The following is a 25,043-nucleotide window of genomic DNA, read 5'->3' as shown; positions in this document are numbered from 1 at the left end:
GCTCACCGGGGGCCGCCCAGACTGCGCCCATGGAACGTTTCCGCATCCTCGTGCTGGCGCTGGCAGGCCTGGGTTTCCTGGGCTTCGGCGTGGCGATCACGCTCGACCCGGCCGGGGTGCTGGCGGCCGTGGGCATCCTGGGCACGCCGGCGGGGGTGGTGGAGCTGCAGGCCTTTTATGGCGGGCTGGAACTGGGCCTGGGCGCCTTCCTGCTGGCCTGCGCCTTCCAGCCGGCCTGGCGCCAGCCGGGGCTGTGGCTGGTGGCGCTGGGCAACGGCGGCATCGGCGCGGTGCGCCTGCTGGGCATTGCCCAGAGCGGCGAATTCACCCCGTTTTTCGCCTGGGCGCTGGCCTGGGAGCTGGGTTTCACCGTGGCGGCCGGCCTGGCCCTGACCGGGGCGCGGAAAACCGGCTGAAAGCACGTCAAGATTCCGTTAACCTCGGGCCATCACCCCTGCCCGAGTCCGTTCCACGATGCCCCACAGCCCGATGCCGACCCGCGAAAGCCTGCGCGAGGTCCGCTATGACATCCGCGGCGAACTGTCCCGCCGCGCCCGTGAACTCGAGGGCCAGGGGCGCCAGCTGATCCGGCTCAACATCGGCAATCCCGGCGCCTTCGGCTTCCGGGCCCCGGCGCACCTGCAGCAGGCCGTGTCGGCCCACGTGGGCGAATCCGACCCCTATACGCACCAGCAGGGCCTGCCGCTGGCGCGCGAGGCCATCGCCGCGTTCCACCGCAGCCGCGGCACGCCCAACGCCTGCGCCGAGCGCGTGTTCGTGGGCAACGGCGTGAGCGAGCTGATCGACATTTCCCTGCGCGCCCTGCTCAACCCGGGCGAGGAAGTGCTGCTGCCCTCGCCCGACTACCCGCTGTGGAGCGCCGCCACCATCCTCAACCAGGGCCGGCCGGTGTACTACCGCTGCGCGCCGGAGAACGGCTTCCTGCCCGACCCGGACGAGATCGAGAAGCTGGTGACGCCGCGCACGCGCGCGCTGGTGGTGATCAACCCGAACAACCCCACCGGCGCCAACTACCCGCCGGAACTGCTCGGGCGCCTGGTGGAGATCGCCGCGCGCCACGGCCTGCTGCTGATGGCCGACGAGATCTACGACGGCATCCTGTACGACGACGCCGTGTTCACCCCGCTGGCGCCGCTGGCCGGCGACGTGCCCTGCCTGAGCTTCGGCGGCCTGTCGAAGGTGTGGCGCGCCTGCGGCTGGCGCGTGGGCTGGGCGGTGCTTTCCGGCGACCCGCTGAAGGTGGGCGACTACCACCACGCCATGGACCTGCTCAGCGCGCTGCGCCTGTGCGCCAACGTGCCCGCGCAGTTCGCGGTGCCGGCGGCGCTGACCGGGCCCGAGACCATCCGCGAGCTCACCGCGCCGGGCGGCCGCCTGCATGCCTCGCGCCAGGCCGTGGTCGACAGCTGCGCCGCCAGCGAACACCTTTCCGTGGTGGCGCCGGCCGGCGCGCTCTACGCCTTCCCGCAGGTGGTGGGCGCGGCGGCGGAAGGCTTCGACGACCAGGCCTTCGCGCTCGAACTGCTGGAAACCGAGGACGTGCTGGTGGTGCCGGGCACGGGCTTCAACGTGCCGGGCTCGCGCCACTTCCGCGTGACGCTGCTGCCGGAGGCCGACGTGGTGCGCGAAGTGTTCGCGCGCATCGACCGCGCCCTGGACCGCCACGCGGCCCGCCGCGGCGCCCGGCACGTGGCCTGAGGCCGCGCGCCGGTGCTGCGTTACCTCGCGCTGGGCGATTCCTACACCATCGGCGAAGCGGTGCCCGAGGCCGGGCGCTGGCCGATGCAGCTGGCCGCCGGGCTGCGCGCGCGCGGCATAACGCTGGCCGACCCGCGCATCATCGCCACCACCGGCTGGACCACCGACGAGCTGTCGGCGGCGATGGACGCGGCCGAGCCGCTGGGCCGCTGGGATTTCGTGTCGCTGCTGATCGGCGTGAACAACCAGTACCGCGGCCGCCCGCTGGACGAGTACCGCGTGCAGTTCGCCGCGCTGCTGGCGCGCGCCATCGCGCTGGCCGGCGGTCGCCCCGGGCGGGTGCTGGTGCTGTCCATTCCCGACTGGGGCGTCACGCCCTTCGGCCAGGGCAGCGGCCGCGACACCGCGCAGATTTCCCGCGAACTCGACGCCTTCAACCTGGCCGCCGCCACCGAATGCGCGGTGCAGGGCGTGGCCTTCGTGGACATCACGCCCGTGAGCCGCGACCCCGGCACCCGCCCCGACCGCATCGCCGACGACGGCCTGCACCCCTCGGCCCGGGCCTACGCCGACTGGACCGCCCTGGCCCTGCCGGCCGCGCAGCACCTGCTGCAGTTCTGACCTGGGTCAGGCTGCGCCGGGCGTGCGGGGGTAAAATGGCCGCATCCCCACCGGAGCCGGCCATGTCCCTCACCCCCGAAACCCGCGCGCGCATCGAGCAGATCCTCTCGGCGCACCACGTCGTGCTGTTCATGAAGGGCAACCCGAACGCCCCGCAGTGCGGCTTCTCCGCCAAGGCCGCCGGCATCCTCAACGGCCTGGTCGGCGCCTACGGCCACGTGGACGTGCTGTCCGACCCGGAAATCCGCGAAGGCATCAAGCTCTACGGCCAGTGGCCGACCATCCCGCAGCTCTATGTCGGCGGCGAACTGCTGGGCGGCAGCGACATCATCGAGCAGATGCTCAACAGCGGCGAACTGCACGAGGCGCTCGGCCTGGCCGCGCCCGACCGCACCCCGCCCGCCATCGAAGTGACCCCGGCCGCCGCCGAAGCCATCGGCCGCGCCCTGGCCAATGCCGAGGACGGCGTGGTGCTGCACCTGTCGGTGGACCCGCGCTTCAACGCCCGCTTCGAGCTCAAGCCCGCCAGCGGCCACGAGGTGGTGGCCGAGGCCGGCGGCCTGCGTTTCCACCTGGACCTGGCCAGCGTGCCGCGCGCCCGCGGCCTGCGCATCGACTGGGTGGAAGACGCCCGCGGCGCCGGCCTGGCCATCCACAACCCGAACGCGCCGCCGCCGGTGAAATCCATGTCGGTGCAGCAGCTGCACGACCACGTCATCGCCGGCACCATCGACGTGGTCGACGTGCGCCCGGCCCAGGCCCGCGCCTTCGCCCCCTTCCCGCACCCGCACGAGGTGCTGGACGAGGAGAGCCGCGAACGCCTGGAGGCCCTGCCCCGGGACGTGCCCCTGGCCTTCCTGTGCCACCACGGCAACTCCAGCCGGCAGGCCGCCGAGTACTTCCGGGGCCTGGGTTTCCACGACCTGTACAACGTCGAGGGCGGCATCGACGCCTGGTCGGCGCAGATCGACCCCTCGGTGCCCCGGTACTGAAGAAAACCCCTACGGCGGCCTTCACGGGCCGCCGATGGCGCGTCTAGAGCAATTGCGCTAACTTGGTCATGAAGACAAACCTACCCCGCCGGTTATCCCCCCAACGGCCAGGGCCGGGTGATGCAACCAGGAGGGATGACATGCGCAATTGGCTGGTACTGGCCCCCGCGGCCCTGATGCTCTCGGCGTGCGGTGGCGGTGGCGCCGACGACGCCACGGCCGGCGGCGACCGCAACGCACTCGCTGCGCAGGCCTGCAAGGCCGCAGCCGAGTCGCGGCTGGACGGCAAGCTCTATGAACTCGACACCACGGCGCTCGCCGCCAGCATGAAGTCCGCGCCCAACGGCGAGTTCTTCCTCACCGGCCCGATCACCATCGAGCCCGGCCTGACCTCCGAGGTCAAGCAGATCGTGGAGTGCAGCGTGCGCTTCACCGAAGGCAAGGATGCGCCGGACGTGGTGGGCTTCGTCTTCAACTGGTGACGCTCCGCGCCGCTTTCGAGCACGAATGGACCCTCGCCGCGGCCGCGCGCGCGCAGGGAAACCTCGACCTCGCCTTCCGCCACCTCGAACGCGCCCACGTGCTGGGCCAGCGTTCCACGCGCCTGCACGTGCGCAGCCACGTCGGCATGCTGGCCGTGGGCTGGCGGCGGCGCGACCGCCGCGAGGTGTTCGGCCAGCTCACGCGCATCGTCGCGGCGGCCTTGTTCTCCCGCCTCTGGGTGCCGGTGGGCAACACCGGCGGCGCCAACGTCAGCGCGGTGAAACCCATGCCGGTGCCGCCCGACCTGCAGGCCCTGCTCGACCAGGAACGTCGCTGACATGGGCGCCGGGCACGAGCACGGGCTGGACAACATCCGCCACGAGAAGCCGCTGCGCTGGGCGCTGGCGCTGACGATCACCTTCCTGGTCGCCGAGCTGGTGGGCGCCTGGCTCAGCAATTCGCTGGCCCTGCTCTCCGACGCCGCGCACATGGGTTCTGACACGCTGGCGCTAGCCATCGCGCTCGCCGCCGTGCGCCTGGCGCGCCTGCCGCCCGACGCGCGCCGCACCTACGGCTACGCCCGCATGGAAGCCCTGGGCGCGCTGGCGAACGGCGCCCTGCTGTTCCTGCTGGCGGGCTGGATCCTGTGGGAAGCGGTCGGGCGTTTCCTCACGCCGCACCCGGTGGCCAGCGGCACGATGCTGGTGGTGGCGACGCTCGGCCTGGCCGTGAACCTGGTGTCCATGCGCCTGCTCAAGGCCGGCAGCGGCGAGAGCCTGAACATGAAGGGCGCCTACCTGGAAGTCTGGGCCGACATGCTCGGGTCGGTGGCGGTGATCCTGGGCGCGCTGGCCATCTGGACCACCGGCTGGAGCTGGATCGACCCGCTGCTGGCGGCGCTGCTGGGCCTGTGGGTGCTGCCGCGCACCTGGCACCTGGTGTCCGAGGCCGGCCACCTGCTGCTCGAGGGCGTGCCGCACGGGATCGAGGTGGACGGCGTGCGCGCGGCGATGGAAAGCGAACCCGGCGTGGCGTCCATCCACGACCTGCACCTGTGGTCGCTCAGCAGCCAGCAGCCGCTGCTGAGCGCGCACGTTGACGTGGCCGAAGGCGTGGACCCCGACGTGCTGCGCCGGCGCCTGTCCGCGCTGCTGCGCGAACGCTTCGGCATCGGCCATTCCACGCTGCAGATGGAAGCCGCCCGCTGCGCGCAGCCGGTGTGCGGCGAGCACGCGCACGACGAAAACGAGCACGACCACCCGCACGCGCACTGAGCGCGCGCGGGGGGCGGTGCGTCAGTCGAAGCGCAGGTGCTTCACCGACTTGCCGTGGCGCCGGATCAGGCGCAGGGCTTCGATGCCGATCTGGATGTGGCGCTCGACGAAGTGCTCGGTGACCTTGCGGTCCGAGGCTTCGGTCTTCACGCCCTCGGGCACCATCGGCTGGTCGGAGACCAGCAGCAGCGCGCCCGAGGGGATCGAGTTGGCGAAGCCGGCCGCGAACACCGTGGCCGTTTCCATGTCGATGGCCATGCAGCGCAGCTTGCGCAGGTATTCCTTGAAGGCCTCGTCGTGCTCCCAGACGCGGCGGTTGGTGGTGTACACCGTGCCGGTCCAGTAGTCGTGGCCGAGGTCGCGGATCATGGTGGACACGGCGCGCTGCAGGGCGAAGGCCGGCAGGGCCGGCACTTCCGGCGGCAGGTAGTCGTTGCTGGTGCCTTCGCCGCGGATGGCCGCGATGGGCAGCACCAGGTCGCCCAGCTGGTTCTTGCGCTTGAGGCCGCCGCACTTGCCCAGGAACAGGCAGGCCTTGGGCCCGATGGCCGAGAGCAGGTCCATCACCGTGGCGGCGTTGGCGCTGCCCATGCCGAAGTTGATCAGCGTGATGCCGTCGGACGTGGCGCTGGGCATGGGGCGGTCCCGGCCCAGCACCTCGGCGCCGGTGAGGCGGGCGAAGGTGTCGAGGTAGCCGCCGAAGTTGGTCAGCAGGATGTGCTCGCCGAAGGCCTCGAGCGGAACGCCGGTGTAGCGCGGCAGCCAGTTGCTGACGATTTCGTTCTTGTCTTTCATCTTGTCGTGATCTCCGTTTTGTTCTTTTTATCCGTACTGCGTCACCATTCTGCCACGCGGCCGGTGAACCAAGGCCGCGACCCCTTGGCAAGCCGCGCCGGGCAAGGCTAGGGTGGCCGCTTCACCGGGGGAGACCACATGCATCCACGATTCCGGGCCAGCCTGCTGGCCACCGCCCTGTTCGCCCTGCCGGCCCTGGCGCCGGCGGCCGCGCCCAGCTTTCCCAGCACCTACCAGCCGGTCGCGTCCGGCCCGGTGCTGATCACCGACGCCACCGTGCTCACCGGCGATGGCCGGCGCCTGGAGGGCGCCGACGTGCTGATGCAGGGCGGCAAGATCGCCGCCGTGGGCACCGACCTCGACGCCGGGGGCGCCACCGTGGTGGACGGCCGCGGCAAGTGGGTCACGCCGGGCATCATCGACGTGCATTCGCACCTGGGCGTGTACCCCGCCCCGGGCGCGCTGGCGCACCAGGACGGCAACGAGATGACCGCGCCGGTCACCGCCCAGGTCTGGGCCGAACACGCCGTGTGGCCGCAGGACCCCGGCTTCGCCGCGGCGCTGGCCGGCGGCGTCACCTCCATGATGATCCTGCCCGGCTCGGCCAACCTGATCGGCGGCCGCGGCGTGGTGCTCAAGAACGTGCCCGCGGTGACGATGCAGGAAATGAAGTTCCCGGGCGCGCCGCACAGCGTGAAGATGGCCTGCGGCGAGAACCCCAAGCGCGTCTACGGCGGCCGCGGCCAGTCGCCGATGACCCGCATGGGCAACCTGGCCGGCTACCGCGCCGCCTTCATCGAGGCGCAGAAGTACCGCCAGGCCTGGGACAAGTACGAAGCCTCGCAGCGCACCGAAGGCCGGAAGAAGAAAAAGGGCGCCGGCAACGGCGAGCCGCCGGCGCGCGACCTGCGCCTGGACACCCTGGCCGGCGTGCTGCGCGGCGAGATCAGCGTGCAGATCCACTGCTACCGTGCCGACGAAATGGCGCTGATGATGGACCTGGCGAAGGAGTTCGATTTCAAGATCGCCGCCTTCCACCACGGCGTGGAGGCCTACAAGCTCGCCGACCGCCTGGCGGAAGAAGGCATCTGCGGCGCGCTCTGGGCCGACTGGTGGGGCTTCAAGATGGAGGCCTACGACGGCATCCAGGAAAACATCGCGCTGGTGGACAGGCCGAAGAACAGCTGCGCCATCGTGCACTCCGATTCCTCCGAAGGCATCCAGCGCCTGAACCAGGAAGCGGCGAAGGTGATGGGCCGCGGCGAGCGGCTGGGGATGTCGCTGCCGCCCGAGCACGCCATCCGCTGGCTCACGGCGAACGCCGCCAAGGCCATCGGCGTGGACGGCGTCACCGGTACGCTGGCCGAAGGCAAGATGGCCGACGTGGTGCTGTGGAACGGCAACCCGTTCTCCGTGTACGCGCTGGCCGAGAAGGTGTACGTGGACGGCGCCCTGCTCTACGACCGCAACGACCCGGCGCGCCAGCCGGTGTCCGACTTCATGCTGGGCCAGGAGGTGTCGCCGTGAAGCGCCTGATTCTCGCCATCGCGCTGCTGGCCGCGCTGCCGGCCGCCGCCCAGGACCTGCTGGTCCGCAACGCCACCGTGCACACCGCCGGCGCCGCCGGCACCCTAAAGAACCACGACGTGCTGGTGCAGGGCGGCGTGGTGCGCGCCGTCGGCCCCGGCCTGGCCGCGCCCGCCGGCGTGACCGTGGTGGACGCCAAGGGCCGGCCGCTGACGCCGGGCCTGTTCGGCGGCCTCACCGGCCTGGGCATCGAGGAAGTGTCGGGTGAACCGTCCACCGTGGACGGCGGCCTGGCGCTGGGCGCCATGGTGCCGGCGCACGAGGGGTCGTCCTGGCGCCCCGAGTTCGACGTGGACGTGGCCTTCAACCCGCGCTCGGCCGCCATCGGCGTGAACCGCGTCGAGGGCATCACCTTCACCGTGCTGGCGCCGTCGGCGCTGCCGGGCGGCAGCTTCGTGGCCGGCCAGGGCAGCGCGGTGCTGCTCGACGGCCGCTACGACGCGGCGCTGCCGGGCAGCCGCAGCCTGTTCGTGAACCTCGGCAGCGACAGCTCGCCGCTTTCCGGCGGCAGCCGCGCCGGCCAGTGGATGCTGCTCGAGCAGGCGATGGCGGAAGCGCGCAGCGGCCAGCCAGACGGCCTGCTCACGCGCGCCGGCCGCGCGGCGGTGGCGAAGTACCTGGGCGGCGGCCGCGTGGTGTTCCACGTCGACCGCGCCGCCGACATCCGCCAGGTGCTGGCCTTCGCGAAGAAGAACGGCATGGTGCCGGTGATCGTGGGCGGCGCCGAATCCTGGCGCGTGGCCGCCGAACTCAAGGCGGCCAACGCCGTGGTGCTGGTGGACGCGCTGGCCAACCTGCCGGGCAATTTCGACGGCCTGGGCTCGAGCCTGGAAACCGCCGCGCGCCTGCACCGGGCCGGCGTGCGCGTGGGCTTCTCGCAGCGCGGCGACGCCACCCACAACGCCCGCAAGCAGCGCCAGCTGGCCGGCAACGCGGTGGCGCACGGCCTGCCCTGGGAGGCGGCGCTGGCCGGCCTGACCTCGGTGCCGGCGCAGGCCTTCGGCGTGTCGCAGCGCGGCCGCATCGAAGTGGGCCAGCAGGCCGACCTGGTGCTGTGGAGCGGCGACCCGCTGGAAGTGTCGACGTTCGCCGAGCAGGTGTGGTTCGAAGGCAAGCCGGCGTCCATGCGTTCGCGCCAGACCGAACTGCGCGACCGCTACCTGGCGCCCGCCGGCGCCCTGCCCCGCGCCTATCCGGGCGGCTGACCGGGAGCCGACGCCACATGAGCCGCATCGCCTGGTATTTCGACCCGATCTCGCCCTTCGCCTACCTGCAGTGGCCGCGCGTGCGCGAGCTGGCGCGGCGGCACGCGGTGGATTTCCGGCCGGTGCTGCTGGCCGGCCTGCTGGGCCACCACGGCCAGAAGGGCCCGGCCGAAATCGCCGGCAAGCGGCTTTTCACCTACCGCCACGTCACCTGGCTGGCGCGTTTGCAGGGCGTGCCGCTGGTGTTCCCGCCGGCGCACCCGTTCAACCCGCTGGCCGCGCTGCGCCTGTGCCTGGCGGCGGGCAACACGCCGGAAGCCATCACCGCGGTGTTCGACTGGATCTGGGCCGAAGGCCGCGCGGCCGACGACGCCGCCGCGCTGGCGCCGCTGGGCCAGCGCCTGGGCATCGCCGACGTGGCGGCCGCGATCGCAGCGCCGGACGTGAAGGCGCGATTGCGCGAAAACACCGAGGCCGCCATCGCCGCCGGCGTGTTCGGCATCCCCACCCTGGTGGCGGATGGCGAAGTGTTCTGGGGCAACGACGCCTTCGACTTCGCGCTCGCCTTCCTCGAAGACCCCGGCCTGCTGGACGCGCACGAGATGGCGCGCCTGGCCACGCTGCCCGAAGGCGCGCGCCGCGGCTGATCGCGGTCAGTGCGCGCCGGGCGGGGTGGCGGCGTCGGCGACCACCATGTTCCGGCCCGAGCCCTTGGCCGTGTACATGGCGCGGTCGGCGCGGTCCATCAGGGCGTCGAAGGATTCTTCCGGGCCGAGGTATTCGGCGGCGCCGACGCTGACGGTCAGCTCCACCACTTCTTCGCCGACCACCTGGCAGTGCTTCTGCACGGCCATGCGCACGCGCTCGCCGACGGCGATGGCGTGGATGCGGCGCGCGCCGGGCAGCGCCACCGCGAATTCCTCGCCGCCCAGGCGGCCCAGGATGTCGCCGCCGCGCAGCTCGGCGGCCACGGTGTTGGCCACGGCCTTCAGGCAGTCGTCGCCGACCTGGTGGCCCAGGCTGTCGTTGATGAGCTTGAACAGGTCGATGTCGAAGAACAGCACCGACAGCGGCCGGCCGTCCTGTTGGGTGTCCTCGGCCAGGCGCTCGAGCCGCGCACGCCAGGCGCCGCGGTTGAGCACGCCGGTGAGCGCGTCGCGTTCGGAATCGGCCTTGGCGCGGCGTGCTTCGGCGCGGGCGTGCGCGTGTTCGTCGAAGGCCTGGCGCATGTGCCGGGTCAGGCGCAGCACGCGCCACAGACCCCAATAGAGCAGGCCCAGGGCCGCCGCCGCCACCAGCCACGGCTGGACACGGAGCAGGAAGGGCGCCGCGAGCACCAGCGCCAGGGTCGCAAGGGCATGCCGCCACCAGGGCCCGTGCGCGGCGAGCCGGCCGCGCAGGTTGTAGCCGCAGATGCCGATGGCGGCGGCGACGCCGAAGGCGGCGCCCACCAGGCCCCAGGCCGACCACGCCTCCCACGATCCCGCCGAGGCGAACGCCGGCAAAGCCGCGCCCGGCCCAAGGGCCAGGGCAGCCGGGACGGCCAGTCGGGGGCGTCGGGGGGCGCGCATGGCGCCACTGTCCGGCAGCCGCGCCGCCATTACAAGCCAAGGCCGCCGCGGGCCTGCGAAGCTGCCAAGCCGCTCACGCTTTCACCCGGCCGTTACCTCTGGCCGGGGGAGCGCGGGCGATGATTGGCCTAGCATCGGGAATTTCCCGCCTTTCCTTCCTGCACCGGAGCCGTCCATGTCGCTGTCGCCCCGCCCGCTCGCCCTCGCACTCAGCCTTGCCCTCGCCACCGGCGCCACCGCCGGCGCGGCGGAAACCAAATGGGACGTCGGCGCCACGCACGCCAAGGGCAAGGTGGTGCGCTTCAGCACCGACGAAGGCACCTGGCTCGACCTCGACGTCAGCCCCGACGGCAACCAGATCGTGTTCTCGATGCTCGGCGACCTGTACGTGCTGCCCGCCGCCGGCGGCCAGGCGCGGCGCCTCACCCGCGGCGCCGGCTGGGACATCCAGCCGCGCTTCTCGCCCGACGGCAAGGAAATCGCCTTCACCTCCGACCGCGGCGGCGGCAACAACCTCTGGCGCATGAAGGCCGACGGCAGCGGCGCCACCCAGGTGACCAAGGAAGACTTCCGCCTGCTCAACAACCCGGCCTGGACGCCCGACGGCCAGTACCTGGTGGGCCGCAAGCACTTCACCTCGCAGCGCTCGCTGGGCACGGGCGAACTGTGGCTCTACCACCGCGACGGCGGCGCCGGCCTGCAGCTCACCAAGCGCAAGAACGACCAGCAGGACCTGGGCGAACCGGCGGTGTCGCCGGACGGCCGCTACGTGTACTTCTCGGAAGACGTGAGCCCGGGCGGCGCCTTCGAATACAACCGCAACGTGCACGGCGTGATCTACGCCATCAAGCGCCTGGACCGCGAGACCGGCGAAGTCGAAACCGTGGTCGGCAGCGCCGGCGGCGCGGTGCGCCCGCAGCCTTCGCCCGACGGCAGGCAGCTGGCGTTCGTGAAGCGCGTGCGCGACAAGTCGGTGCTGCACGTGCTCGACCTGGCCTCGGGCCATGCGCGCCCGGTCTGGGACGGCCTGTCGCACGACCAGCAGGAAGCCTGGGCCATCTTCGGCCCCTACCCCAACTTCGACTGGACGCCCGATTCCAAGGCCGTGGTGGTGTGGGCGCAGGGCAAGCTCTGGCGCGTGGACATGGCCAGCGGCGCGCCGGCGAACATCCCGTTCACCGCCGAAGTCGAGCAGACCGTGCTGCCGGCGCTGCGTTTCGCCCAGCCGCTGGACGGCGATTCGTTCGCGCCGAAGATGATCCGCGACGTCGCCACCAGCCCGGACGGCAAGACCCTGGTCTTCCACGCCGTCGGCCAGCTCTGGACCAAGGCGCTGCCGGGCGGCGAGCCGCGCCGCCTCACCGCGGACGGCGAGAACTTCGAATACCAGCCCAGCTTCAGCCCCGACGGCCGCAAGCTGCTCTACACGACCTGGTCGGATGAAGAGATGGGCGCGATCCGCGAGCTCGACCTGGCCAGCGGCCAGTCGCGCGCGCTCACGACGCAGCCCGGCTTCTACTACGGCCCGCGTTATTCGCCGGACGGCAGCCGCATCGTGTACTCGCGCCAGGGCGGCAGCGGGCTCACCGGCAGCCTGTGGAGCGGCGTGCGCGGCGTGTTCGTGATGCCCGCCGCCGGCGGCGACGCCGTGCAGGTGGCGAAGAACGGCGCCGACCCGCAGTTCTCGGCCGACGGCAAGCGCGTCTACTTCCTCACCGGCGGCGGCCTGGAAAAGAAGCTGATGAGCGTGGGCCTGGCCGGCGAACTGCCGCGCGAAGTGTTCAACCTCAAGTACGTCGACCATGTGGCGATCAGCCCGGACGGCAAGTCGGTGGCCTTCACCGAGCTGTTCAACGGCTACGTCGCGCCGCTGCCGGCCACCGGCGCGTCGATCGAACTCAACAAGGACACCAAGGCCCTGCCGGTGACCGCGCTGGGCACCGACATGGGCAGTTACCTGCACTGGTCGGCCGATTCGAAGTCGGTGCACTGGATGGTGGGCGACCGCTACCACAGCCGCGCCCTGGGCGCGGCCAAGGCCGACGCCGGCGTGCCGGTGGGCCTGCGCGTGGACACCGACCGCCCGGCCGACACCTTCGCCCTGGTGGGCGGCCGCGTGGTGACCATGCGCGACGCCGAGAACACCCAGGAAGTGATCGAGGACGGCGTGGTCGTGGTGCGCGGCGAGCGCATCGTGGCCGTGGGCAAGCGCGGCGAGGTGGCCATCCCGGCCGGCGCCCGCGAAGTGGACGTGGCCGGCAAAACCGTGTTCCCCGGCATCGTGGACGCGCACGCGCACGCGGCGCACTTCGGCCAGGGCGTGGTGCCGCAGCAGAACTGGGCCTACCACGCCAACCTGGCCTTCGGCATCACCACCATGCACGACCCTTCGGCCACCACCGAGTTCGTGTTCTCGCAGAGCGAACTGGTGAAGGCCGGGCGCATGGTGGGCCCGCGCGTGTTCTCCACCGGCACCATCCTTTACGGCGCCGACGGCGACTTCAAGGCCGAGGTCAATTCGCTCGACGACGCCCGCCGCCACCTGCGCCGCATGCAGGCCAACGGCGCCTTCTCGGTGAAGAGCTACAACCAGCCGCGCCGCGAGCAGCGCCAGCAGATCAACCAGGCCGCGCGCGAGCTGGGCATGCTGGTGGTGGAGGAAGGCGGCAGCACCTTCCAGCACAACATGACGATGGTGGTGGACGGCGTGACCGGCGTGGAGCACAACATCCCGGTGGCGCCGCTGTACAAGGACGTGGTGGAGCTGTGGCGCCAGACCGACGTGCGCAACACGCCCACCCTGGTGGTGAACTACGGCGGCCTCAACGCCGAGTACTACTGGTACGCCAAGGACAACCTGTGGGAGAACGCGCGCCTGAACCGCTTCTTCCCGCAGCAGTCGCTCGACGCCAACACCATCCGCCGCCAGGGCGGCCCGGAATGGGACTACTACCACGTGGACGTGGCGAAGGCGGCCAAGAAGCTGCGCGACGCCGGCGTGCGCATCCAGGTGGGCGGCCACGGCCAGATGCAGGGCCTGGCGCCGCACTGGGAGATCTGGTCGCTGGCGCAGGGCGGCTTCACGCCGTTCGAGGCGCTGCGCGCGGCCACCATCGACGGCGCCGACTACCTGGGCCTGTCGAAGGAACTGGGCTCGATCGAGGCGGGCAAGCGCGCCGACCTGGTGGTGGTGGACGGCAACCCGCTGGCCGACATCCGCGCCAGCGACGACACCACCCACGTGATGGTCAACGGCCGCCTGTTCAACGCCGCCGACATGTCGGAGATCGGCGGCAAGCAGCGCCCGGCCCCGACCTTCTTCTGGCAGCGCCACGGCAATGCCGCGCCCACCGGCGTGGAATACGGCCCGACCGCGCCCTGCCACTGCCCGAAGTCGGACCCGCACCGGCACTGAAACGACCACGCCCCGGCGCCACGGCGCCGGGGCGTGGTCCGACGCGGGCTTATTTCACCCGCTTGCCGTGTTTGATCACCATGTCGATGTTCTGCAGCAGGGCCACCTGCCGCAGCGCGTCGCCGCGCACGGCCACGATGTCGGCGTACTTGCCTTCCGTGACGGTGCCGTACTCATCGTCCACGCGCATGGCCACGGCCGGCCAGTAGGTGGCGGCGCGGATCGCGTCCACCGCCGGCACGCCGAACTGGTTCACCCACACGTCCAGCTCGTTCCAGGTGCTCTGGCTGTGGAACTTCATCGGGATGCCCGAATCGGTGCCCACCAGCATCAGCACGCCGGCCTGGCGCAGCTGCTCGAACTTGCGGCGCAGGGTGGGCTGGCGCTGCGGCGTCTGCTGGAAGTAACTGATGCGCTCGGGATGCTCGAGCGACTTGCGGATGTCGGCGACGATCTCCGGCGGCAGGCCGCGGTGCCAGGAGTCGTTGTCGATGAACTCGTGGTTGCGCACGGTGTAGGGGAAGTTGTAGAGCCCCTCCACGGTGGGCGTCCAGAACAGCGGGCCCAGCGCCATGTTGGCGGTGCGCTCCTTCAGCGCCTCCATCACGTCGGGCGGGAATTCGGGCGCGGCGGCGAAGCCGGTGTGCTCGAAGCCGTCCACGCCGTGGCGCAGGCCGCGCCGCACCTCCTCGGGCCGGTGCGCATGCGCGATCACCGGCAGCTGGTGCTTGTGCGCCTCGTCGACGATGGCGGCGATCTCGGCTTCGGCCATCTGGTCCTGGTCGATGAGCTTGATCACGTCCACGCCGGCCTCGGCCAGGCGGCGCACCTTGGCGCGCGCGTCGGCGGGCGAATCCACGCCCCAGCGGAAGGCCTCGGTGCCCGGGTAGGGTTTCTTCTGGATGAAGGGGCCCGACATGTACATGGTGGGGCCCGGGATCTTGCCGGCGTTGATGGCGTCGCGCACCGCCAGGCTGTCCTCGAGCGGGCCGCCCAGGTCGCGCGCGCTGGTGATGCCCGCCATCAGCAGCTGTTCGGCCGAGGCCGGCATGATCACGTCGCGCTGCTTGTCGAGGTAGGTCTTGTCCCAATAATCGTAGTCGGCGTGGCCGTTGATCATCAGGTGCACGTGCATGTCCCACAGGCCCGGCATCACCGTCATGCCTTCGGTGGAGATCACTTCCGCATCGGCCGGCACCGGCAGGTCGCCGACGCTGCCCACCGCCACGATGCGCTCGCCGTCGACGATGACCACGCTGTCGCGGATCGGCTCGCGCAGCGTGCCGTCCACCAGGGTGCCGCCCACCAGCGCCAGTTTCCCGGCGTTCGCCGCCGGCGCCAGCGCCAGCATCACCGCCGCCGCCAGGCACAGTTTCTTCAATGTCATTGCTTGACCCTCCCCTGAGTTGCCCCGATGGTAGCGTGGTGGCGGCCCGCCGCGAGGGCGCCAGGGAGAAACCGTGATGGCCGTCCGATACCTGATCCGCCTGCCCGACCCGGCCGCCGCGCGCGGCGACGAGCCGGCCCTGGCCTTCCGCTCCGACGGCGCCGAGGGCCTGGCCGCCGAACTCGAGGCCGCGCTGCGCACGCCGGCCCTGTTCGAACGCTGGCGCGCCCTGCAAGACGAGCCCGACGACGTCGACGAGTCGCTGGGCGCCACGGACCCGGCCGCCCGCGTCACCGGCGAGCAGAAGGACCTGGCGATCGAGATCGAAGCCAGCACCTCCCTGCCCGGCACCGTGTTCCGGCACCGCATGAAGCTGCTGGCCGGCGGCCACTGGGAGCTGCGCGACGTGCGCTTCGGCTAGCCGGTGTTCTGCACGCCGGCGGCGATGCCGTTCACGGTGGTGACCAGGGCGTGGAACAGCGCGTCCTCGGGCCGGCCGGCGGCGCGCCAGCGGGCCAGCAGGTCCACCTGCAGCAGGCTCAGCGGGTCGACGTAAGGGTTGCGCAGGCGGATCGACTGGCGCAGCCGGAAATCGCCTTCCAGCAGCTGCGTGGTGCCCTTGAGCGCGAGGATCGTGTCGCGCGTGCGTTCGAACTCGGCGGCGATGCCCGGGAAGAAACGCCCATGGTCGTCGCCGGCCAGGCGGGAATAGCGCTCGAAGATGCCCAGGTCGGACTTCGCCAGCACCATCTCCACGTCGTCCACCAGGGTGGCGAAGAAGGGCCAGTCGCGCGCCATCTCGGCCACCGCCGCATGGCCGAAACGCTCGATGCCCTGCGCCAGGCCGGTGCCCACGCCCAGCCAGGCGGTGAGCCCGCAGCGGTTCTGCGACCAGGCGAACACCCAGGGGATGGCGCGCAGCGAAGAGACGCCGCCGGCGTTGCCGCGCTTGCTGGGGCGCGAGCCGATGCGCAGGCGTTCGATGACGTCGATGGGCGTGGCGGCGCGGAAGTAGCCGACGAAGCCTTCGGTGTCGTACACCAGGCCGCGGTAGTGCGCGCGCGCCGCACCGGCGATGGCGGCGGCCATCTCGCGCCAGGCGGCTTCGCGCGGCTCGGGTTTGCGCGGGCGGAGCGTGGCGCGCAGCACGGCGCCGGTGGCCTGCTCGAGGTTGCGCAGCGCCAGCGCGCGGATGCCGTACTTGCGGTGGATCACCTCGCCCTGCTCGGTCAGGCGCAGGTAGCCGTCCACCGAACCGCGCGGCGCCGCCACCACGGCGCGGCCGGTCTTGCCGCCGCCGCGCGAGAGCGAACCGCCGCGGCCATGGAAGAAGGCGATGCGCACGCCGGCCTCGGCCGCCAGCGCGGTGAGCGCCACCTGGGTCTGCTGCAGGGCCCAGCGCGAGGCGACCAGGCCGCCGTCCTTGGCGCTGTCGGAATACCCCAGCATCACCACCTGGCGGTCGCCGCGCTCGCGCAGGTGTTCGCGGTAGACCGGGTCGGCGAACAGCGAACGCAGCGTGGCCGCGGCGGCGTCGAGGTCGTCCACGGTTTCGAACAGCGGCGCCACGTCCAGCGGCACCGCGCCGTTGGCGTCCAGGCAGCCGCCCAGGCGCGCCAGCGCCAGCACCGCCAGCGCGTCGGCGGCGCTGCGGCTCATGCTGATGATGTAGGCGCCGATGGCGCGCGCGCCGTAACGCGGCAGCGCGCCGGCCACGGTGCGGAAGACGTCGAGCACGCGCGCGGCGTCGGCGGCGTCGGGTCTTGGCGCCGGATCGGTGCCGGCCACCAGGTCGCGCAGGCGCTGGGCGCGGTCGGCCCAGGGGCGCGCGGGGAATTCCGGGTCGCCGAGCAGCGCGGCCAGCGCGGCGTCGTGCTGGCTGCTCTCCTGGCGCAGGTCGAGCGCGGCCAGGTGGAAACCGAAGGCCTGCACGCGGCGCAGCAGCCGGCGCACGGCGAAACCGCCGGCGTGTTCACCGCGGTGCCGGGCCAGGCTGGTTTCGACCAGGCGCAGGTCGGCCAGGAATTCGCCCGCGTCGGCGTAGGCGCCGGGCGCGTCGGCGGCGGTGGCCTCGACGCGCGCGGCCACCAGGGTGAGGAAGCGCCGGTAGGGCATGTCGGCGTGGCGCGCCTTGATGGCCTCGGCGGCGTCGGGGAAGCGGTGCGCGTAGTCGTCGGCGCGCGTGCGCAGCGCCGGGTCGATGCCGACGCGGCCTTCGGTCTGGCTGAGCACGTCGGCCAGCTTGGCCAGTTCGCGACGGTAGTTGCCCAGCACCAGCGCGCGCTGGCCGGCCAGCGTGGCGGCGATGGTGGCCGCGCCCACGTTCGGGTTGCCGTCCATGTCGCCGCCGACCCAGGAGCCGAAGCCCAGCAGCGGCGGCAGTTCGTCGGGGGCGCTGCCGTACACGCTGCGCAGGGCGTCCTCGAACACCTCGTGGAACACCGGCAGCACGCGGTAGAGCACGTCGGAAAGGTAATACGCCACGTGCTCGAACTCGTCGGCGACGGTGGGTTTTTCCGGCGGGGTTTCGTCGGTCTGCCAGCTGGCGGTGAGCGCCAGGCGCATGCGTTCGACGTCGGCGCGGCGCTCCTGCGGGGTGAGGCCGCGGTCGATGTCCTCGACCAGGCAGCGCACGACTTCGCTTTCCTTCTCCAGCAGCGCGCGGCGCACGGCTTCGGTGGGGTGGGCGGTGAACACCGGCTCGATGCGCAGGCGCGGCAGCAGCGCAGCCACGTCCTGCACCGGCACGCCCTCGTCGCGCAGCGCGCGCAGGGAATCTTCGAGGCCGCCGGGCTGCGGCGCCTGGCCGAGGCGCTGGTAGTCACGCCGGCGGCGGATGCGGTGCACGCGCTCGGCCAGGTTCACCGCCTGGAAATAGCTGGCGAAGGCGCGCACCAGCAGCTCGGCCTGGTCCAGGGGCAGGCCCTGCAGCCGGGCCGACACGTCTTCTATCGGCGCGCCGGCCTCGCGGCGGCGGATGGACGCCACCCGCAGCGCCTCGACCTCGGCCAGGAAGGCGGGCGAGACCTGTTCGGCCAGGATCTCGCCCACCAGCGCGCCGAGGCGCTTGACGTCGTCGCGCAGCAGCGCGTCGGTCGGGGGAAGGTCGATGTCGCGAAGCGGTTCGTTCTCGTCAGCCATCCCCCAAGCCTACCCTCAGCCGCGCGGGACGGCGACGCAGACGCCGCTGGGGATGTCGCAGCGGGCGCTGGAATCGCAATCGTTGCTGCTGGCGCAGCGGTCGCGGCACAGGCCGCTGGTGGCGTTGCAGGTGTAGGCGCCGCAGGATTCGCTGGCGCCGGCGGTGTTGCGGCTTTCCGAAGGCGAGGCGCAGTAGGCGCGCACTTCGCTGCCGCCCAGCGCGGTCATGGCGTCGATGCGGGCGCGCAGGCGGGCGTTTTCCTCGCTGAGCTCGCGGTTCTTCTCGCGCAGGCGCTGGATGACGGCGTCCTTGTCCACTTCGGCGGCCTGTACCGGCGCGACGACGGGCTCGACGGGGCGGCGCAGCACGGCGGCCTGCTGGGCACTGGCCAGCGGGGCAAGCAGGGAAATCGCGACGGCGAACAACAAGGCTCTGGCGTTCATGGCGGGGTCTCCGGGCGGCCGGGGCGGCCGCGCGGACATCCTACGCCCGGCTCAGGCGCCGCAACACTTCTTGTACTTCTTCCCGCTGCCGCAGGGGCAAGGATCGTTGCGTTCGGGGGCGGCGGCGCGGCGCACCGGCTCGCGCGGGGTCAGTGATTCGATCCGGTGCACGTGCAGGTCGTGCAGCATGTCCGGCAGGCTGGCGTGGATTTCCAGGCGTTCGCGGTAGGGCAGCGGCACGGGCGCCCCGCCCTCGGTTTCCGGCGGGTAGCTGCCGACGGCCAGGGCCTCGATGTAGTCCTCGACCTCGCCGATCCAGTCGTCCTTGGCGATCCATTCGTCCCATCCGGCGTCGCGCAGGGCCATGCCGTCGAGGAACCCACCGGCCCAGGCGGCGCCGATGTCCACGTCGTCGCCGTGTTCGGCCTCGGGGTCGTCGGGCAGCCACCAGAACAGCGCGCCCTCCACCGTGAGTTCGTCGCCGGGCGTGCGCACGCGGCGCTGCGCGGTTTCCCAGGCCAGCATCAGCAGGGCGGTGGCGGCGGCTTCGTCGGCCGGGCCTTCCCAGCGCGGCGGCGCCTTGCCCCAGACCAGCGGCAGCCATTCTTCCGGCGCCACGGTGCCCGGGCTGACCGCGATGGCGGTGAGGAAACCGTCGAGCTGCTCCAGGCCGTAGCCGCCGAAGGGCACGGCGCGCTGCTCGAGCAGGCGGTCGAGTTCGTCGATGCGCGCGTCGTCGGCGCGGAACCAGTCGGCTTTCGCGGTGGCCATGTCAGTACGCGAACTCGCGGAACACCGGGTCCACCGAGCCGCCCCAGGCCCCGTGGTAGAGCGCCAGCTTGCGCTCGGCCGGGGTCTCGTTGGCCATGGCGAATTCGATGAGCGGCTCCAGGAACACCGCCTCGCTCGCGCCCGAGGCGTTGAGGCGGTTGCGGCGCGCCAGGCCCTGGCCGGAGATCTTAAGGGCCTCCAGCGCCAGCTCGCGCACGGTGGCGCCGCGGAAGGGCAGCTTGAGCGCATGCTTCGGCACGCCGTCGCGCAGGGCGTGGCGCTCCTCGCGGCTGAAGTCCTTCACCAGGTCCCAGGCCGCGTCCAGCGCCTCGCCGTCGTAGAGCAGGCCCACCCAGAACGCCGGCAGCGCGCACAGGCGGTTCCAGGGGCCGCCGTCGGCGCCGCGCATTTCCAGGTATTTCTTCAGCCGCACTTCCGGGAAGGCGGTGGTCATGTGGTCGGCCCAGTCGCGCATCGTCGGCCGCTGGCCGGGCAGTTCGTCGAGCTCGCCGCGCATGAACTTGCGGAAACTGCGGCCGCTGAGGTCGATGTATTCGCCGCCGCGGTAGCTGAAGTACATGGGTACGTCGAGCAGGTAGTCGACGTAACGCTCGAAGCCGAAGCCGTCCTCGAACACGAAGTCGAGCATGCCGGTGCGGTCGGGGTCGGTGTCGGTCCAGATGTGCGAGCGGTAGCTGAGGTAGCCGTTGGGCTTGCCTTCGGTGAAGGGCGAATCGGCGAACAGCGCCGTGGCGATGGGCTGCAGCGCCAGCGAGACGCGGAACTTCTTCACCATGTCCGCTTCGTCGCGGAAATCCAGGTTCACCTGCACGGTGCAGGTGCGGGTCATCATGTCCAGGCCCAGGTTGCCGCGCTTGGGCATGTACTCGCGCATGATCTTGTAGCGGCCCTTGGGCATCCACGGCATTTCGTCGCGGCGCCACTTGGGCTGGAAACCCATGCCCAGGAAACCGATGCCCAGCTCGTCTCCCACCGTCTTGACCTCGCGCAGGTGCGACATGGTTTCGCAGCAGGTCTGGTGGATGTTCCCGAGCATGGCGCCGGAAAGTTCCAGCTGCCCCGCGGGTTCGAGCGTGACCGAGGCGCCGGCCTTGGTCAGGGCGATGAGCTTGCCCTTTTCTTCGTAGGGCTCCCAACCGAAGCGGGTGAGCCCGCGCAGCAGGGCCTCGATGCCGCGGTCGCCGTCCCAGGTGGGCGGGCGCAGGTCGTCGAGGCGGAAGCCGAACTTCTCGTGTTCGGTGCCGATGGTCCATTCGGCCTCGGGCCGGCCGCCGGAGGCGAGGTATTCGACCAGCTCGCGGCGGTCGGCCAGCGGGGTTTCCTTGGTATTGCTCGGTCCGGACACGGGGCGCGCCTTGAGGGGGTGGAGGCGATGTGCGGGCGCTGGCCTACAATCGCAAGGATGCGAATCCTAACCCGCGCCGCGGTCACCAGCGTCCTGATGGCGGGGATTCTCTGTTCCGGCCCGCTGGCGGCCGAGGGACTCGAGCGTGGCAACGGCCCGGAGCCGTCCACGCTCGATCCGCACCGCTGCCCGGAAGTGGCCTGCGGCAACGTGCTGCGCGACCTGTTCGAAGGCCTGGTGGCCGAGGACGGCGGCGGCCGCCTGGTGCCCGGCCTGGCCGAACGCTGGGAGGTGTCGGCCGACGGCCGCACCTGGACCTTCCACCTGCGGCAAGGCGCGCGCTGGTCCAACGGCGAGCCGCTCGACGCGCCCCAGGTGCTGGCCAGCCTGCGCCGCGCCTTCTCGCCGGCCACGGCCGCGCCCTTCGCCGGCCACCTCGACGCCATCGAGAACGCCGGCGCCGTCCAGCGCGGCGAACTTCCGCCGGGACGGCTGGGCGTCACGGCGCCCGACGCCCGCACCCTGGTGTTCCGGCTCACCCGCAGCGCCGACCTGCCGCGGCTGCTCACGCTGCCCATGGCCTACCCGGTGTACCTGCCGGCATTGGCCGAACACGGCGCGCAGCACACCCGGCCCGGCAAGCTGGTGTCCAACGGCGCCTACCGGCTGGCCGCCTGGCTGCCGCAGGCGTCGGTGACGCTGGAACGCAACCCGCATTTCCGCGAACCGGCGCCGATCCCGCGCGTGCGTTTCCACGTGACCGAAGACGCCGGCAGCGAACTGCGCCGCTTCGAAGCCGGCGGCCTGCACCTGACCGAAACCGTGCCGCCGCAGCCGCTGCCGCAGCTGCGCGAACGCTTCGGCGGCCAGCTGCGCATCAGCCCCTACCTCGGCAGCTTCTGGCTGGGCTTCAACCTCACGCGGCCGCCGTTCAAGGACCAGCCGGCGCTGCGCGAGGCGCTGTCGCTGGCGGTGGACCGCGACATCCTGACCCGCCACGTCACCGCCCTGGGCGAACAGCCGGCCTTCGGGCTGGTGCCGCCGGGCACGGCCGGCTACACGCCGCCGGTGCCGGCGATGGCGCGCGCCACGCAGGCGCAGCGCGAGGAACGGGCCCGGGCGCTGTATGCGCAGGCCGGTTATTCGCCGGAGAACCCGCTGCAGGTGGAGCTGCGCTACAACACCTCCACCCCGCACCGGCGCCTGGCGCTGGCGGTGGCGGCGATGTGGCGCGAGGTGCTGGGCGCGCGCGTCACGCTGCGCAACGAGGAGTGGAAGGTGTTCGTGGGCACGCGCCGGCAGCGGGTGGTGACGCAGGTGTTCCGCGGTGGCTGGATCGCCGACGTGGACGACGCGCGCAACTTCCTGGACAACTTCCGCGCCGGTAGCGCCTCGAACTGGACCGGCTACGCCGACCCGCGCTTCGACGCCCTGCTCGACGCCGCCGACGCCGCGCCCACGCTGGCCGCGCGCCAGCAACACCTGCGCGAGGCCGAGGCCCGGCTGCTGGACGCGCACGCGATCCTGCCGCTGTACTTCTATACCTCCAAGCACCTGGTGCGACCGGAAGTGCGCGGCTTCGAGGCCAATGCGCTCGACCGCCACCCCAGCCGCTTCCTCACGCTGGAGCCGGCGCCGTGAGGGCCTGGCTGGGCCGCGGCCTGGAGGCGCTGCTGACGCTGTGGCTGCTGGCCACGCTGTGCTTCGTGCTGCTGCGCGCGGCGCCGGGCGGGCCCTTCGACGCCGAGAAGGCCGCGCCGCCGGAAGTGGAGGCGGCGCTGGCGGCGCAGTACCGGCTCGACCGCCCGCTGCTGTCGCAGTACGGCCACTGGCTGGGCGACGTGCTGCGCGGCGACCTGGGGCCGTCGTTCCAGTACCCCGACTACACCGTCAACGAACTGCTGGCGGCCAGCCTGCCGATTTCGCTGGTGAACGGCGGCCTCGCGCTGCTGCTGGCGCTGGGGCTGGGCGTGCCGCTGGGCGTGTGGGCGGCGCTGCGCGCGGGGCGCTGGACCGACCGGCTGCTGATGTTCGGCGCGGGGCTGGGGCTGTCGGTGCCGAAGTTCGTGGTGGCGCCGCTGCTGGTGCTGGTGTTCGCCGTCGGCCTGCAGTGGCTGCCTGCCGGCGGCTGGGACGGCAGCTGGCGCAGCGCGGTGCTGCCGGTGGTCGCGCTGGCGCTGCCCAACCTGGCCTATTGCGCGCGGCTCACCCGCGCTTCGCTGCTGGAAGTGCTGGGCGCCGACTACCTGCGCGCGGCGCGCGGCCGCGGGCTGTCGGAGGCGCGGCTGCTGTTCGCGCACGCGCTGCGCCCGGGCCTGCTGCCGGTGGTGGCCTGGCTGAGCCCGGCGCTGATCAACGTGGTGAGCGGCTCGGCCGTAGTCGAGCAGGTGTTCGGCATCCCGGGCGTGGGCCGCTACTTCGTGCAGGGTGCGCTCAACCGCGACTACACGCTGGTGCTCGGCGTCGTGCTCGCCATCGGCGCCGCCATCGTGCTCATCAACGCCTTCGTGGACGCCCTGCGCGCGGCGATGGATCCGCGGCTCCGGGATGCCCAGGCTTGATCAGATCTCCAGCCAGCCGGAAATGACCGCGCGCGCCTCGTCCACGCCGAGCTTGGCGTCGGCGGAGAAGACCTGGGCGGTGGCGCGGCCGGCGAGTTCCTTGCGGACCTTGAGCAGGGTGTTGCCCTGTTCGCCGCGGCCGAGTTTGTCGGCCTTGGTCAGCAGGCAGTGCGCCGGCAGGTTGCGGGCGAAGGCGTAGTCGAGCATCTGCAGATCGTATTCGCGCAGCGGGTGGCGGATGTCCATCACCACCACCAGCCCGGCCAGCGAGGCGCGTTCCTGGAAGTAGCGGTTGATGGTGCCCTTCCAGGCCTCGCGCATGGCCTCGGGCACCTTGGCGTAGCCGTAGCCCGGCAGGTCCACCAGGTAGCGGCCCTCGGCCACCTCGAAGTAGTTCAGGGCCTGGGTGCGGCCCGGGGTCTTGGACACGCGCGCCAGGCCGTGCTGGTTGGTGAGCGCGTTGAGGGCGCTGGACTTGCCGGCGTTGGAGCGCCCGGCGAACACCACCTCCCGGCCGTCGTCGGGCGGGAGCTGGCGCAGGGAATGGACGGAATTGATGTATTTGGCGCGGGCCAGGGGGTTCGACATCGGTCAGGCCGGGGCGGGAAAGGCGCCCAGCATGGCCTGCCCGGGCGGCCATGACCAGCCTTCCGCCCCGCCGCCCCCCGGCTGAATTGACCGTTCACGGCGGCGGCTGGGATAATCCGCGCCTTCCTGCGCGCCCGCCGCGCAAGGCCCTTTCCCACAGATTCCAGCGTTCCGGAGCAGCCCATGAAGTTCACGCGCATCCTTGGTGTCGCCATCGCCCTGGCAGCGTCCGCGGCCGTGGCCCAGGAGGCCGCCACCGTGACGCCCGCCCCCGAGCAGGCCCCGGCCCCGGTCGCGACGCTCGAAGCCGACAACACCCCCGCCAACCGCGGTGATGCCCAGGCCGGCGCCGGCAAGGCCGCCGCCTGCGCCGCCTGCCACGGCCTCGACGGCAACTCCGCCGACCCGCTGAACCCGAAGCTGGCCGGCCAGCACGAGCGCTACATCGCCCGCCAGCTGGCCCTGTTCAAGTCGGGCGAGCGCGACAACGCCATCATGCTGGGCATGTCGGCCGCGCTCAGCGCCCAGGACATGCGCGACATCGGCGCCTACTTCGCCAGCCAGAAGGTGCTCGCGGGCGTGGCCGACGACAGCGTGATCGCCCAAGGCCCGAACGCCGGCCGCAAGTTCTACGCCGTGGGCGAGCAGATCTTCCGCAACGGCAAGGCCGACGGCTCCGTGCCGGCCTGCGCCGCCTGCCACGGCCCCGCCGGCGCCGGCAACCCGGGCTCGGCCTGGCCGGCCATCGGTGGCCAGCACGCCACCTACACCGCCAACACCCTCACCGCCTTCCGCAACGGCACCGTCTGGGGCAAGGGCGCCAACGCCAACGCCATCATGTCGGCCGTGGCGGCGAACCTGACCGACGAAGAGATCCAGGCCCTCGCCACCTACCTGCAGGGCCTGCACAACGTCGCCGACGCCCCGTCCGAAGAGGCGGTGGCGGCCTCGGGCCAGCCGCAGGGCTGACCCCGCGCGCGGCGGCCGCCGGCCGCCGCGTTGAACCTTGCCTGCCGGCCGCGGTCAGGTGGGCCACACGTTCCTGGAGCCTTAGCCGATGAAGCGCCTGTTGCCCCTGCTGCTCGCCCTCTCCCTCGCCGCCTGCGCCGAGAAGCCCGCCGAG

23 protein-coding genes are annotated in these 25,043 nt (G+C 72.0%); 15 read left to right on the top strand and 8 right to left on the bottom strand.

The window, feature by feature from the left end:
- Positions 1-29: 29 nt before the first annotated feature.
- The 7 genes from N790_RS10035 to N790_RS10005 all read left to right on the top strand — a co-directional run bounded on the left by N790_RS10035 (position 30) and on the right by N790_RS10005 (position 5,089).
- A complete protein-coding gene (locus N790_RS10035) occupies positions 30-416 on the top strand; it encodes a DUF4345 family protein (protein WP_043803845.1) in 387 nt (128 codons plus the stop codon).
- Between the two features lie 58 nt (positions 417-474).
- On the top strand, positions 475-1,719 hold the full coding sequence (locus N790_RS10030; RefSeq protein WP_043803843.1) for an aminotransferase class I/II-fold pyridoxal phosphate-dependent enzyme: 1,245 nt from the start codon (positions 475-477) through the stop codon (positions 1,717-1,719).
- A gap of 15 nt (positions 1,720-1,734) precedes the next feature.
- Positions 1,735-2,340, top strand: a complete 606-nt coding sequence (locus N790_RS10025; protein ID WP_052385861.1) for an SGNH/GDSL hydrolase family protein — start codon at positions 1,735-1,737, stop codon at positions 2,338-2,340.
- Positions 2,341-2,402: 62 nt separating this feature from the next.
- Positions 2,403-3,332, top strand: a complete 930-nt coding sequence (gene grxD, locus N790_RS10020; protein ID WP_043803839.1) for a Grx4 family monothiol glutaredoxin — start codon at positions 2,403-2,405, stop codon at positions 3,330-3,332.
- Positions 3,333-3,472: 140 nt separating this feature from the next.
- Entirely contained in the window at positions 3,473-3,814 is a 342-nt protein-coding gene (locus N790_RS10015) for a hypothetical protein (protein ID WP_043803838.1), read from the top strand.
- Complete coding sequence (locus N790_RS10010; RefSeq protein WP_245593771.1) at positions 3,811-4,152, top strand: DUF3703 domain-containing protein; 342 nt, start codon at positions 3,811-3,813, stop codon at positions 4,150-4,152. The genes N790_RS10015 and N790_RS10010 overlap by 4 nt, the downstream gene beginning before the upstream one ends.
- A 1-nt stretch (position 4,153) precedes the next feature.
- Complete coding sequence (locus tag N790_RS10005) at positions 4,154-5,089, top strand: cation diffusion facilitator family transporter (RefSeq protein ID WP_043803836.1); 936 nt, start codon at positions 4,154-4,156, stop codon at positions 5,087-5,089.
- Between the two features lie 21 nt (positions 5,090-5,110).
- On the opposite strand, the gene N790_RS10000 is transcribed toward N790_RS10005, so the two are convergent.
- Complete coding sequence (locus tag N790_RS10000; RefSeq protein WP_043803831.1) at positions 5,111-5,884, bottom strand: AMP nucleosidase; 774 nt, start codon at positions 5,882-5,884, stop codon at positions 5,111-5,113.
- Between the two features lie 138 nt (positions 5,885-6,022).
- Between N790_RS10000 and N790_RS09995 the strand changes: the two genes are divergently transcribed.
- Genes N790_RS09995 through N790_RS09985 form a run of 3 tightly spaced genes read left to right on the top strand, consistent with a single transcriptional unit; the run spans position 6,023 to position 9,323 of the window.
- Positions 6,023-7,411 (top strand): amidohydrolase, encoded by a 1,389-nt coding sequence (locus tag N790_RS09995; protein WP_043803829.1) that lies wholly within the window; start codon positions 6,023-6,025, stop codon positions 7,409-7,411.
- Positions 7,408-8,676, top strand: coding sequence for an amidohydrolase family protein (locus N790_RS09990; protein ID WP_043803828.1), 1,269 nt, complete (start codon positions 7,408-7,410; stop codon positions 8,674-8,676). Before N790_RS09995 ends, N790_RS09990 begins: the two co-directional genes overlap by 4 nt.
- A gap of 17 nt (positions 8,677-8,693) precedes the next feature.
- Complete coding sequence (locus N790_RS09985) at positions 8,694-9,323, top strand: 2-hydroxychromene-2-carboxylate isomerase (RefSeq protein WP_043803827.1); 630 nt, start codon at positions 8,694-8,696, stop codon at positions 9,321-9,323.
- A 6-nt stretch (positions 9,324-9,329) separates the two neighbouring features.
- On the opposite strand, the gene N790_RS09980 is transcribed toward N790_RS09985, so the two are convergent.
- Complete coding sequence (locus N790_RS09980; RefSeq protein ID WP_169742172.1) at positions 9,330-10,247, bottom strand: GGDEF domain-containing protein; 918 nt, start codon at positions 10,245-10,247, stop codon at positions 9,330-9,332.
- Positions 10,248-10,422: 175 nt separating this feature from the next.
- Between N790_RS09980 and N790_RS09975 the strand changes: the two genes are divergently transcribed.
- On the top strand, positions 10,423-13,662 hold the full coding sequence (locus tag N790_RS09975) for an amidohydrolase family protein (RefSeq protein WP_052385849.1): 3,240 nt from the start codon (positions 10,423-10,425) through the stop codon (positions 13,660-13,662).
- 49 nt (positions 13,663-13,711) lie between these two features.
- On the opposite strand, the gene N790_RS09970 is transcribed toward N790_RS09975, so the two are convergent.
- Complete coding sequence (locus N790_RS09970) at positions 13,712-15,049, bottom strand: amidohydrolase family protein (RefSeq protein ID WP_043803826.1); 1,338 nt, start codon at positions 15,047-15,049, stop codon at positions 13,712-13,714.
- 76 nt (positions 15,050-15,125) lie between these two features.
- On the opposite strand from N790_RS09970, the gene N790_RS09965 reads away from it, so the two are divergent.
- Positions 15,126-15,470 (top strand): hypothetical protein, encoded by a 345-nt coding sequence (locus tag N790_RS09965; RefSeq protein WP_043803825.1) that lies wholly within the window; start codon positions 15,126-15,128, stop codon positions 15,468-15,470.
- Here the strand turns inward: N790_RS09965 and ppc are convergent.
- From ppc to N790_RS09945, 4 genes are read right to left on the bottom strand one after another with little or no spacing between them, the layout of a single operon-like run.
- Complete coding sequence (ppc, locus tag N790_RS09960) at positions 15,467-18,190, bottom strand: phosphoenolpyruvate carboxylase (RefSeq protein ID WP_052385848.1); 2,724 nt, start codon at positions 18,188-18,190, stop codon at positions 15,467-15,469. The two genes, N790_RS09965 and ppc, sit on opposite strands and share 4 nt — an antisense overlap.
- Before the next feature lie 15 nt (positions 18,191-18,205).
- Positions 18,206-18,634: an MreC domain-containing protein gene (locus tag N790_RS09955; RefSeq protein WP_156970032.1), complete on the bottom strand. Its 429-nt coding sequence runs from the start codon at positions 18,632-18,634 to the stop codon at positions 18,206-18,208.
- A gap of 51 nt (positions 18,635-18,685) precedes the next feature.
- Positions 18,686-19,405 carry a UPF0149 family protein gene (locus tag N790_RS09950; RefSeq protein WP_043803823.1) on the bottom strand — a complete coding sequence of 240 codons (720 nt, stop codon included), beginning with the start codon at positions 19,403-19,405 and terminating at the stop codon, positions 18,686-18,688.
- Between the two features lies 1 nt (position 19,406).
- Entirely contained in the window at positions 19,407-20,771 is a 1,365-nt protein-coding gene (locus N790_RS09945) for a glutamate--cysteine ligase (protein WP_043803819.1), read from the bottom strand.
- Between the two features lie 57 nt (positions 20,772-20,828).
- On the opposite strand from N790_RS09945, the gene N790_RS09940 reads away from it, so the two are divergent.
- Together N790_RS09940 and N790_RS09935 are read left to right on the top strand one after the other, a co-directional pair.
- Positions 20,829-22,412: a peptide ABC transporter substrate-binding protein gene (locus N790_RS09940; RefSeq protein WP_043803817.1), complete on the top strand. Its 1,584-nt coding sequence runs from the start codon at positions 20,829-20,831 to the stop codon at positions 22,410-22,412.
- Positions 22,409-23,332 (top strand): ABC transporter permease subunit, encoded by a 924-nt coding sequence (locus N790_RS09935; RefSeq protein WP_043803808.1) that lies wholly within the window; start codon positions 22,409-22,411, stop codon positions 23,330-23,332. Before N790_RS09940 ends, N790_RS09935 begins: the two co-directional genes overlap by 4 nt.
- On the opposite strand, the gene yihA is transcribed toward N790_RS09935, so the two are convergent.
- On the bottom strand, positions 23,333-23,920 hold the full coding sequence (yihA, locus tag N790_RS09930) for a ribosome biogenesis GTP-binding protein YihA/YsxC (protein ID WP_043803806.1): 588 nt from the start codon (positions 23,918-23,920) through the stop codon (positions 23,333-23,335).
- A 183-nt stretch (positions 23,921-24,103) separates the two neighbouring features.
- Between yihA and N790_RS09925 the strand changes: the two genes are divergently transcribed.
- Entirely contained in the window at positions 24,104-24,889 is a 786-nt protein-coding gene (locus N790_RS09925; RefSeq protein WP_043803805.1) for a c-type cytochrome, read from the top strand.
- Positions 24,890-25,043 lie beyond the last annotated feature (154 nt).

The organism is Arenimonas malthae CC-JY-1 (assembly GCF_000747075.1).
In the GTDB taxonomy this organism is placed as follows: domain Bacteria; phylum Pseudomonadota; class Gammaproteobacteria; order Xanthomonadales; family Xanthomonadaceae; genus Arenimonas; species Arenimonas malthae.
The sequence above is the reverse complement of the archived record's forward strand: the minus strand, read 5'-3'. Positions and strand labels throughout refer to the sequence as shown.

Excerpts from the sequence above, each read along its gene's own strand:
- N790_RS09975 (WP_052385849.1), top strand. The coding sequence starts at position 10,423 with ATGTCGCTGTCGCCCCGCCCGCTCGCCCTCGCACTCAGCCTTGCCCTC.
- N790_RS09950 (WP_043803823.1), bottom strand. The coding sequence starts at position 19,405 with ATGGCCACCGCGAAAGCCGACTGGTTCCGCGCCGACGACGCGCGCATC.
- N790_RS10005 (WP_043803836.1), top strand. The coding sequence starts at position 4,154 with ATGGGCGCCGGGCACGAGCACGGGCTGGACAACATCCGCCACGAGAAG.
- N790_RS10015 (WP_043803838.1), top strand. The coding sequence starts at position 3,473 with ATGCGCAATTGGCTGGTACTGGCCCCCGCGGCCCTGATGCTCTCGGCG.
- N790_RS09970 (WP_043803826.1), bottom strand. The coding sequence starts at position 15,049 with ATGACATTGAAGAAACTGTGCCTGGCGGCGGCGGTGATGCTGGCGCTG.
- N790_RS09980 (WP_169742172.1), bottom strand. The coding sequence starts at position 10,247 with ATGCGCGCCCCCCGACGCCCCCGACTGGCCGTCCCGGCTGCCCTGGCC.
- N790_RS09985 (WP_043803827.1), top strand. The coding sequence starts at position 8,694 with ATGAGCCGCATCGCCTGGTATTTCGACCCGATCTCGCCCTTCGCCTAC.
- N790_RS09955 (WP_156970032.1), bottom strand. The coding sequence starts at position 18,634 with ATGAACGCCAGAGCCTTGTTGTTCGCCGTCGCGATTTCCCTGCTTGCC.
- N790_RS09940 (WP_043803817.1), top strand. The coding sequence starts at position 20,829 with ATGCGAATCCTAACCCGCGCCGCGGTCACCAGCGTCCTGATGGCGGGG.
- N790_RS09965 (WP_043803825.1), top strand. The coding sequence starts at position 15,126 with ATGGCCGTCCGATACCTGATCCGCCTGCCCGACCCGGCCGCCGCGCGC.
- grxD (WP_043803839.1), top strand. The coding sequence starts at position 2,403 with ATGTCCCTCACCCCCGAAACCCGCGCGCGCATCGAGCAGATCCTCTCG.
- ppc (WP_052385848.1), bottom strand. The coding sequence starts at position 18,190 with ATGGCTGACGAGAACGAACCGCTTCGCGACATCGACCTTCCCCCGACC.
- N790_RS10000 (WP_043803831.1), bottom strand. The coding sequence starts at position 5,884 with ATGAAAGACAAGAACGAAATCGTCAGCAACTGGCTGCCGCGCTACACC.
- N790_RS09995 (WP_043803829.1), top strand. The coding sequence starts at position 6,023 with ATGCATCCACGATTCCGGGCCAGCCTGCTGGCCACCGCCCTGTTCGCC.
- yihA (WP_043803806.1), bottom strand. The coding sequence starts at position 23,920 with ATGTCGAACCCCCTGGCCCGCGCCAAATACATCAATTCCGTCCATTCC.
- N790_RS10035 (WP_043803845.1), top strand. The coding sequence starts at position 30 with ATGGAACGTTTCCGCATCCTCGTGCTGGCGCTGGCAGGCCTGGGTTTC.
- N790_RS09925 (WP_043803805.1), top strand. The coding sequence starts at position 24,104 with ATGAAGTTCACGCGCATCCTTGGTGTCGCCATCGCCCTGGCAGCGTCC.
- N790_RS10030 (WP_043803843.1), top strand. The coding sequence starts at position 475 with ATGCCCCACAGCCCGATGCCGACCCGCGAAAGCCTGCGCGAGGTCCGC.